Origin of the sequence: Bradyrhizobium sp. 62 (genome assembly GCF_023073035.1) — a bacterium.
Taxonomy (GTDB): domain Bacteria; phylum Pseudomonadota; class Alphaproteobacteria; order Rhizobiales; family Xanthobacteraceae; genus Bradyrhizobium.
Genome location: NZ_JADPIT010000023.1, coordinates 326237 through 335625, shown reverse-complemented (window position 1 = coordinate 335625; position 9389 = coordinate 326237). Strand labels below are relative to the sequence as shown.

The window sequence follows — 9389 nt, the reverse complement described above, 5'->3', positions numbered from 1 at the left end:
TTCGCTTCGCTCGCAATGACGGAACGAACTCCTCACGCCACCAGCGACAGCTTCGGCAGGCTCGCGACCACCGACTGGTTGCGGCCGCCGGCTTTTGCGGCGTAGAGGGCCTTGTCGGCGGCGGCGACCAGCAGCGGCCAGTCCATGCCCGTGGTCGGAACGAGGCTCGCGATGCCGCAGGACACCGTCGAGCTCGTGTGGTCGTCGGACCAGCCCTGCACCTTGGCGCGGATCTTCTCGGCCACCGTGAGGGCGTCGGTGACCGAGGTGCCCGGCAGCAGCACGGCGAATTCCTCGCCGCCATAGCGCGCCGCGCAGTCGCCGGCGCGGCTCACCGAATCGGAAATGCAGATGGCGATGCCGACCAGCACCTGGTCGCCGGCCTGGTGGCCGAACGTGTCGTTGTAGGCCTTGAAGTGATCGGCATCGATCATCAAGAGCGCGATCGGCGTCTGCTGCCGCATCGCGCGGCGCCATTCGACGTCGATCACCTGGTCGAACTTGCGGCGGTTCTTCAGGCCGGTGAGCGCGTCGGTCGTCGCCATCTCCTCGAGCTTGCGCTCGGCCTCGGCGCGCCGGCCGATCTCGCGCGCGAGCACCAGCGTCGATGCGAGCATGAACAGGCTGAGCGCCAGCACCACGGCGCCGATGCGGTAGGCTTCCCTCTGCCAGAGCTCGAACACCGCGGCCAGCGGTTTGCCCGCCACCACGAACAGCGGACCGCTGTCGCTGCTGCGCACATAAAGTCGCGGAGTCGGATCGACCGGGCCCTGGCCCGCATAGGAGGCGCCGACCCGGAGATTTTCGGCCTTCCATGTCCGCCGATCGTTCAGGTTGGTGCCGATCACGTCGAGGTCGAACGGGCGCCGCATCATGATGGTGCGGTCGCGCTTGAGCACGGTGATGGTGTCATGGGGATCGAGGTTCAGCCGCTCGAACAACTCGTGGAAATAGCTGAAGCGGATCGAGCCGGCGACGACCCCGAGGAAGCCGCCGTCGGTGTCACTGATGCGCCGGCTCAGCACGATTGCATAGGCGCCGCGGAACAGCATCGGGCGGCTGATGAAGAGGCCGGTTTCGGGACTGTCCCGATGGGCCTTGAAGTAATCCTCGTCGCCCCGGTTCACGGCAACGGGATCGAGCGTCGAGGCGTCGATGGTCAACCGGCCGTCGGCGTCGAACACCTGGATCGCGCCGAAATGCCTCGCCGTGGTCGAATGGTCGAACAGGATGAGGTGACGGATCGGCTTCGAGACCGTGGCGATTTCCGGCAGCAGCATGTTGCTGGCGACCGCCTTGAGGGCCAGATCGTAGATCTCGATGTTGCGGCTGACGTCGGACTCGATGGTCGTCGCCAGGTTTTCCAGCGTCTGGCGGGCGAGCGCCTCCTCGCCGCGGCGCATGTCCAGCATGACGTTGACGCAAATGGCGGAAAAGCCGATCACCGTCACCACGGACGAGATGATCAGCAGCTTCGCCGAAAGCCGCCATGGCCGTCGGGCCGTGACGTCGCGCCATCGAGACAACATCGTTTGCTCCCGGCATCAGTGAATGCGCCCGAAAGCTTGAGTAGTGTTTAAGCCGGGACGGCGCTGCCGGAATGAGTTAAAAATTGGTTTCCGCGGCTCACGTTTTTGGGCAAAGCGGGCCTTCGACCAGCGAAGAGGACAGCGGTGAACGACTACGACGCGTTGCGCGATTATCTGATGCGGCAGAAGCAGGCGGAATTCGTGCTGACCTATGAACAGATCGAAGAGATCATCGGCGCGGCCCTGCCGCGCGCGGCGAATCGTGCCTCATGGTGGGACAGCCTGCGCAGCCCGGATATCCAAATGCCGCAACGCGAAGCCTGCCTCGCCGCGGGTTTCAAGGCGATGCGGATGCCGGACGGCGAGAGCGTGCGGTTCACCAAGCTGAAGAGTGACCGGCGTAGGCCTGGGTGAGGCGAGGGGAAGCTAGCTCGCCGCTTCCAGGCGCACTTCTGTGAGCAGGCGCATCGCGGCGTCGGCATCCATGGGTTCGCCGAAGGCAAACCCTTGCGCATATTCGCAGCCCATCTGGTAGAGCTCGACCGCGTCGGAATCGGTCTCGGCACCTTCGGCGACCACGTCCATGCCGAGGTCGTGCGCGAGCGCGATGATGGACTTCAGGATCACCGGGCGGGTGCCGCGGTTGGTGGTGCGAACGAAGGACTGGTCGATCTTGATGGTGTCGAACGGGAAGCGCTGCAGATAGGCCAGCGACGAATGCCCGGTGCCGAAATCGTCGAGCGACAGCCCGGTGCCGAGCTCGCGGATCCGCGTCAGCATCTGTGCCGCGTGCTCCGGATTCTCCATCACCAACGATTCCGTCAGTTCCAGCTTCAGCGTGCCGCGCGCGACCGAGGAGCGCGACAGCACGGTGCGGATATCGTGGATCAGATCGTGGCGCAGCAATTGCCGCGAGGAGACGTTGACCGATGCGAAGATCGGCTCGCGCGAGCGCATCGCGCGCTGCCAGATCGAGAGCTGCTTGGCGGTCTGGTCGAGCACGAACATGCCGAGGTCGATGATCAGGCCGGTCTCTTCCGCGATGGTGATGAATTCCGACGGCGCCATGCGTCCGAGCTTGGGATGATCCCAGCGCACCAGCGCCTCGAAGCCGGCGACGGAGCGGTCTTCAAGCCGCACGATCGGCTGGTACAGGATCGTGAGCTCCTGCCGCTCGATGGCGCGGCGCAGTTCGCTCTCGAGCGTCAGCCGGTCGGTCTTTCGCGCGCGCATCGCGGACTTGTAGACGTCGATGCGGTCGCCGCCGATGCGCTTGGAGTGATACATCGCAAGCTCGGCGTCCTTGATGATCTCGTCCGTGAGCTGAACTTGCGGATCGGACAAGGCAAGGCCGATCGAGGCCGTGAGAAAGATCTCGCGTTCGTTGAAGGCGATCGGCGCGCGGATGGTCTTGCGGATGGTCTCGGCGAAGGCGGTGATGCGGGCGGGGTCCTGCTCCGAGAGCAGGATCAGGCCGAACTGGTCGCCGGCGAGCCGCGCCAGCGTATCCTGCGGCTTCAGGATGCGGGTGAGGCGGCGGGCCAGCGTAAGCAGGATGGAATCGCCGACCGCTATGCCGACGGAATCGTTGACCTGCTTGAAGCGGTCGAGGTCGATCACCATCAGCGTCGGCCGCAACGTCGGCATGGTCTTGGCGAAATGCGCGACGGCGCCGAGGCGGTCCATGAACAGCTTGCGGTTGGGCAGGCCGGTCAGATTGTCATGCACGGAATCGTGCAGCAGGCGCTCCTCGGCGTTGCGGAGCTCGGTGACGTCGGTGAGCGTGCCGACCACGCGCGAGACCTCGCCGTCCGAGCCGACCACCGGACGCGCCTTCAGCGCGAACCACATGAAGTGACCGTCCGGCGTGCGCAGGCGGAAATCCTGCACCAGGCGGCCGCGGCGCTGGTCGAGCACGCTGTCGAGCGCTGCGCGAAAACGGTCCTGGTCGAGCGGGTGCAACACTTCGAGCCAGGAGGCGGCCGGACCTTCCAGCGTGCCGCGCTTGAGGCCGAGCAGGGCCTCGGTCTCGGGGCTGGTGAAGACCTTGTCGGCGGAAACGTCCCAGTCCCAGATCAGATCGCCGGAACCGGCCAGCGCCAGCGCGCGGCGCTCGATGTCGGAGACGACGCCGGTGGTGGCGCCGCCGCCGGCGAATGCATGCTGCATCACCGTGAAGCCGATCAGCATCACGATCAGCACGAGGCCGCCGAGCAGCGCAGGGCCGACGATGTCGTTGGTGACGGAGCCCGCGACCGTCATGCCGGCCGCGACCACCCAGACCACCAGCAGGAACCAGGTCGGGATCAGCAGCACCGCGCGGTCGAAGCCGTGGGTGGAGAGATAGACGATCAGCGCGAAGCCGGCGAAGGCAATCAACACCAGCGATATGCGCGCGATGCCGGACGCCACCGCAGGGTCGAACAGGGCCAGCGCGACGAGAGAGCCCAGGAACGCGAGCCAGCCCACCGTGATGTGGGAATATCGCACGTGCCATCGACTGAGATTGAGATAGGCGAACAGGAACACCAGCAGCGTCGCCGCCAGGATCGCCTCACCCGCCGCGCGCCAAATGCGCTCGGCGTTGTTCGACATGTCGAGCACCTTGCCCCAGAAGCCGAAATCGACGCCGATATAGACCAGCACCGCCCAGGCCAGCGCCGCCGCGGCCGGGAACATGATGCTGCCCTTGACCACGAACAGAATGGTCAGCACCAGCGCCAGCAAGCCGGAGATGCCGATCACGATGCCCTGGTACAGCGTGAACGAGTTGACCTTGTCCTTGTAGGATTCCGGCTCCCACAGATAGAGCTGCGGCAGCTTGTCGGTGCGCAGCTCCGCGACGAAGGTGACGACGGCGCCGGGATCGAGGGTGACGCGGAAGACGTCGGCGGTCGGACTCTCCTGCCGCTCTGGCCGGTCGCCGGTCGAGGGCGTGATGGTCGCGATGCGCGACAGCCCGAGATCGGGCCACAGCAGCCCCGAAGAGACGATCCGGTAATGCGGGGCGACGATCAGGCGGTCGAGCTGGTCGTCGGTGTTGTTGGCGAGCGCGAACACCACCCAGTTCTGGCCACCCTCGCGGGCGCGCACCTCGATGCGGCGGACGATGCCGTCGGTGCCGGGCGCGGTGGAGACCTGGATCCGGTCGGCGTCGCTGCGCTGATGCTCGAGCACGCCGGTGAGGTCGATTGCGGGCGCGTCACCGCGGACGCTGACAGCGTCGAGCGCGCGCGCCGGGAACGCGCAGACGAGAATCATGAGGCCCAGCGCTATGGGCGCGAGGCACCTGATCAGACGCAAGGTCAGTTCTCCGCGTTCGACGCAAACTCTTCGGTGCAGGCTCTTCGGTGCACGGCGTTTTCCGAACGGAACAAGGTGGTTCGGTGCGTCGCGATAGATGCCACGAAAGCAAGGAAAATCAAAGGGTTTCCGGCCTGCCCTGTGGGTCGCTGACCTAGACCTCCAACACAATTTTGCCAATATGTGCCGAGGTTTCCATCCGCCGGTGCGCGTCGGATGCCTTTTCCAGCGGGAAAGTGCTGTCCATCAGTGGCTTGACCCGGCCTTCGCGCAATAGCGGCATCACTTTCGCCTCGATCGCGGCCACCATCGCCGCCTTGTCCGCATTACTACGGGGGCGCAGCGTCGAGCCGGTATGGGTCAGGCGCTTCACCATCACCTTGGCGATGTTGACGGTGACCTTGGGCCCGTTGAGGGTCGCGATCTGCACGATGCGGCCGTCGAGCGCGGCGGCGTCATAGTTGCGGTCGACATAGTCGCCGGCGACCATGTCGAGGATCAGATTGGCGCCGGCATTGTTCGTCTCCGCCTTGACCACGGCGACGAAGTCTTCCGTCTTGTAGTTGATGGCACGATCCGCGCCGAGCTTGAGGCAGGCATCGATCTTGTCCTGCGATCCTACGGTGACGATCACCTTCGCGCCGAACGCTTTGGCGAGCTGGATCGCCATGGTGCCGATCCCCGACGAGCCGCCATGGATCAGCAGCGTCTCGCCGGCCTTTAGGCCGCCGCGCTCGAACACGTTGTGCCAGACCGTCATCAGCGTTTCCGGCAATGCGCCGGCTTCCTTGATCGACAGCGACGGCGGCACGCTCATCGCCTGGCCGTCCTGCGCGATGCAGTACTGCGCATAGCCGCCACCGGCGACCAGCGACATCACCTTGTCGCCGATCTTGTGCCGCTTGGCGTTGCTGCCGACGGCGACCACTTCGCCGGCGATCTCAAGGCCGGGCAGGTCGCTGGCGCCGGGCGGCGGCGGATAGGCGCCGGAGCGCTGCGCCACGTCGGGCCGGTTGACGCCGGCGGCCTGCACCTTGACCAGGATCTCGTCGGGACCGGGCTGCGGCAGCGCCCGTTGTTCCGGCACCAGCACTTCCGGTCCGCCGGGTTTCGAGATGGCGACCACGGTCATTTGCGCGGGCAGCTTGTCCATGATGTGTCCTTGAGCAAAGGTGCGGGATGGAACGAGGCCATTGCTTAGCCAGCGCGGTGCAGGCTGGCAACCGCCTCAGCCGCTTGTGAAGCGAACGCAGGAGGAACCACGATGGCAATGGAAGACGACGACCGCCCGCGCAAGAAGATCAGCCATGACATCGGACAGGATCTCTCGCTCTTGTCGGTGGAGGAACTGACCGAGCGCATAGCGCTGCTCAAGGGCGAGATCACAAGGCTGGAAGAAGCCGCAACAAAGAAGCGCGCCTCGCGCGATGCGGCGAACAGCGTTTTCAAGAAGTAGCTCGAAACAATAGCTGTCGTCCCGGCGGAGGCCGGGACCCATACGCCGTGCGAGCAGTTTTCCGAAGACTCGGAGTTGCCGGCTCGCGCGACGACTTTTCCCTGTGGCTATGGGCCCCGGTCTCCGTGCGCAATTGCGCACTAGGCCGGGGCGACGGAGAGAATTCGTTCCGCGGGCGCACTCGGCCACTGACCGACATGGCTAACGAACCCTCAAAATGTTCGCTCGTTTACTCCACATTAAGCTTTCGAGTTTATGACTGGGAACTGTCCTTGTTTGGACACCGAGTGGCTCCTGTCCACTCTGTTTGACGCCTCCCTGTTATCAACTTTCAAAGCCGCCGGTTTTCCGGCGGCTCTTTTTTTGCGCCCAGCTCCGCCTTTTTGCGTCTCGCATCGGTTGAATTCCGAGCAAAGACCCGCGGAAACCATATCCATGCTTGTCACTGGACTCGGCGTCCCGCCCGCGCAATGATTTGTTCATCATAAGCCGGCGCCAAAGCCGGGCAGTCAGACAGTTGCGTAAGGGGCGTTAACCATGGAACGTTTGCAAGCCGAAGGCGCTCTCGTTCAACTCAGCGAGCGGTTCACTAATTCTGCGGCGTTCGGCGTCCTGTTCCGCGAGGGCATGGACCTGGTCGAGGAGACCGCCGCCTATCTCGATGGCGCCGGCCGCACCGAGGCCAAGGCGCTCGATCGCGCCGTCAGCCTCACCTACGCGACCGAGAGCATGCGTCTGACCACCCGCCTGATGCAGCTCGCCTCATGGCTGCTGCTGCACCGCGCAGTCAAGGAAGGCGAGATGACGTTGGGCCAGGCCAACCGGGAAAAAACCAAGGTCAAGCTCTCCGCCGCCGATCCCGGCTCCACCGACAGCATCGAGAAGCTGCCGTCGCAGCTCCAGGATCTGATCCATCGTTCGATGAGCCTCCAGACCCGCGTGCGCCGCCTGGACACCACCATCCACACCCCGCCGGTCGATCATTCCTCGATCGGCAACCCGCTGGTGCCGCATCTCAACGCGCTGAAGGCCGCGTTCGAGCGGTAAGCCCCCGTCATTGCGACGAGCGTCCCCCCAAAACAAAAAACGCCCCCGGCTCTCCGGGGGCGTTTTTCGTCTCCAGCCGCGAGGGCCGGATCAATCCTTTTTGAGAAAGCCCGAAAACTTCTTCTGGAAGCGCGAGACGCGGCCGCCGCGATCCATCAGCTGCGCGTTGCCGCCGGTCCAGGCCGGGTGCGACTTGGGGTCGATGTCGAGGTTCAGCGTGTCGCCTTCCTTGCCCCAGGTGGAGCGGGTCAGGTACTCGGTTCCGTCGGTCATCACGACCTTAATCGTATGATAGTTCGGGTGAATTTCGGCTTTCATGGCAATTCCTCGGCGCCCCGGCGCCTCACTTGAGTGGCTATCGAATGACGGATTTGGCGGGGTCTATACCCCACGGGCCCCTGTAAAACAAGCCATTGCAGAGCCTTTGGGGCCTTAGGGGACCGGGCGGCCCCCTAAGGGACATCCCGGATTTGCCACGCCTGCTCGCGCGGCCTATCTGGAGCAGACTACCTCTCTTTGTCTTTTGGTCGGATCTCATGAGCGCAGTTGAACGGCTTGAAACCGGGCCCGCGGAAGCCCCGTCGATCGAGGCCGACCTGATCGAGGCGCCGGCGAAGAGCCGCGCGAAGCTGCGGCCGCTGCTGGCGCTCGCGCCCTATGTCGCCCGCTATCGCGGCCGGGCGGCGCTGGCCTTCGTCGCGCTGACGATCGCGGCGCTGACCACCCTGCTGGTGCCGGTCGCGGTGCGCAGGATGATCGATTTCGGCCTGACGCCTGAGGGCATCGAGCTGATCAACAGCTACTTCTCGGTGATGATCGCGGTCGTCGCCGTGCTCGCGCTGGCGAGTGCCGCGCGCTACTACCTCGTGATGACGATCGGCGAGCGCATCGTCGCCGATCTCAGGCGCGACGTCTTCGCCCATCTGCTGTCGCTGTCGCCGGCCTTCTTCGATTCCGCGCGCAGCGGCGAGCTGGTGTCGCGCCTGACCGCCGACACCACCCAGATCAAATCCTCCGTCGGCGCCTCGGTCTCGATCGCACTGCGCAATCTGATGATGTTCTTCGGTGCCGCGGCGATGATGGTGATCACCAGCCCGCGGCTGTCAGGCTTCGTGCTGCTGGCCATTCCCCTGATCGTGCTGCCCCTGGTCGCCTTCGGGCGCTGGGTGCGGCGGCTGTCGCGCAATGCGCAGGACACGCTGGCCGAGGCCTCCGCCTATGCGAGCGAGCTGGTCGGTGCGATCCGCACCGTGCAGGCCTATACCAGCGAGAGCCTCGCCGAGAAGCGTTTCGGCGGCGAGGTCGAGCAGGCCTATGAAGCCGCGCGCACGTCCACGCAGGCGCGCGCCGTGCTCACCGCCATCATCATCTTCATCGTGTTCGCAAGCGTGGTCGCGATCCTCTGGATCGGCTCGCACGACGTGCTGACCGGCACCATCACGCCGGGCCGGCTCGGCCAGTTCGTGCTCTATGCGGCCTTTGCCGCAGCCGGTCTCGGCCAGCTCAGCGAGGTCTGGGGCGAGATCTCGGCGGCATCCGGCGCTGCCGAGCGCCTGTTCGAGATCCTGCATGTGCAGTCCGACATCACCGCGCCCGCGTCGCCGCGCGCGCTGCCGGTGCCGGCGCGCGGCGAAGTCGGCTTCGACCATGTCAGCTTCGCCTATCCGGCACGGCGCGACGTCAATGTGCTCGATGCCGTCTCGTTCACCGTGCGCCCCGGCGAGAAGGTCGCGATCGTCGGTCCGTCCGGCGCCGGCAAGAGCACGATCTTTCATCTGCTGTTGCGCTTCTACGATCCGCGCAGCGGCGCGATCTCGCTCGACGGCGTGCCGGTCAAATCCGCCGATCCGCGTGAATTCCGCTCCCGCATCGCGCTGGTGCCGCAGGAATCCAACGTGTTTGCGGCAAGCGCCCGCGACAACATCCGCTTCGGCCGGCCCGATGCCACCGACGCCGAGGTCGAGCGTGCCGCCGAGCTCGCGCATGCCGCCGAGTTCATCCGGCGCCTGCCCGAAGGTTTCGACACCCCGCTCGGCGAGCGCGGCGTGACGCTA

General features: G+C 65.4%; 8 protein-coding genes. 4 read left to right on the top strand and 4 right to left on the bottom strand.

What is annotated here, in order from left to right; genetic code table 11:
* Positions 1–32: 32 nt before the first annotated feature.
* On the bottom strand, positions 33–1529 hold the full coding sequence (locus IVB47_RS25195) for a diguanylate cyclase (RefSeq protein WP_027570251.1): 1497 nt from the start codon (positions 1527–1529) through the stop codon (positions 33–35).
* Positions 1530–1673: 144 nt separating this feature from the next.
* Between IVB47_RS25195 and IVB47_RS25190 the strand changes: the two genes are divergently transcribed.
* Complete coding sequence (locus IVB47_RS25190; protein WP_247359536.1) at positions 1674–1943, top strand: hypothetical protein; 270 nt, start codon at positions 1674–1676, stop codon at positions 1941–1943.
* Positions 1944–1955: 12 nt separating this feature from the next.
* On the opposite strand, the gene IVB47_RS25185 is transcribed toward IVB47_RS25190, so the two are convergent.
* Positions 1956–4832: an EAL domain-containing protein gene (locus tag IVB47_RS25185; protein WP_026232774.1), complete on the bottom strand. Its 2877-nt coding sequence runs from the start codon at positions 4830–4832 to the stop codon at positions 1956–1958.
* Positions 4833–4986: 154 nt separating this feature from the next.
* Positions 4987–5985 (bottom strand): NAD(P)H-quinone oxidoreductase, encoded by a 999-nt coding sequence (locus IVB47_RS25180; RefSeq protein ID WP_007605500.1) that lies wholly within the window; start codon positions 5983–5985, stop codon positions 4987–4989.
* Between the two features lie 111 nt (positions 5986–6096).
* Here IVB47_RS25180 and IVB47_RS25175 point away from each other — a divergent pair, with 111 nt between their 5' ends.
* On the top strand, positions 6097–6288 hold the full coding sequence (locus IVB47_RS25175; protein ID WP_027570253.1) for a DUF1192 domain-containing protein: 192 nt from the start codon (positions 6097–6099) through the stop codon (positions 6286–6288).
* 537 nt (positions 6289–6825) lie between these two features.
* Positions 6826–7335, top strand: coding sequence for a DUF1465 family protein (locus IVB47_RS25170; protein ID WP_007599893.1), 510 nt, complete (start codon positions 6826–6828; stop codon positions 7333–7335).
* Positions 7336–7425: 90 nt separating this feature from the next.
* Here the strand turns inward: IVB47_RS25170 and rpmE are convergent, their stop codons facing one another.
* Complete coding sequence (gene rpmE / locus IVB47_RS25165; RefSeq protein ID WP_007599895.1) at positions 7426–7653, bottom strand: 50S ribosomal protein L31; 228 nt, start codon at positions 7651–7653, stop codon at positions 7426–7428.
* Between the two features lie 218 nt (positions 7654–7871).
* On the opposite strand from rpmE, the gene IVB47_RS25160 reads away from it, so the two are divergent.
* The coding region (locus IVB47_RS25160; RefSeq protein ID WP_247465246.1) for an ABC transporter transmembrane domain-containing protein at positions 7872–9389 on the top strand (1518 nt) is incomplete at its 3' end.

Coding starts and splice junctions, on each gene's coding strand:
- IVB47_RS25195 (WP_027570251.1), bottom strand. CDS start 1,529: ATGTTGTCTCGATGGCGCGACGTCACGGCCCGACGGCCATGGCGGCTT.
- IVB47_RS25180 (WP_007605500.1), bottom strand. CDS start 5,985: ATGGACAAGCTGCCCGCGCAAATGACCGTGGTCGCCATCTCGAAACCC.
- IVB47_RS25175 (WP_027570253.1), top strand. CDS start 6,097: ATGGCAATGGAAGACGACGACCGCCCGCGCAAGAAGATCAGCCATGAC.
- IVB47_RS25170 (WP_007599893.1), top strand. CDS start 6,826: ATGGAACGTTTGCAAGCCGAAGGCGCTCTCGTTCAACTCAGCGAGCGG.
- rpmE (WP_007599895.1), bottom strand. CDS start 7,653: ATGAAAGCCGAAATTCACCCGAACTATCATACGATTAAGGTCGTGATG.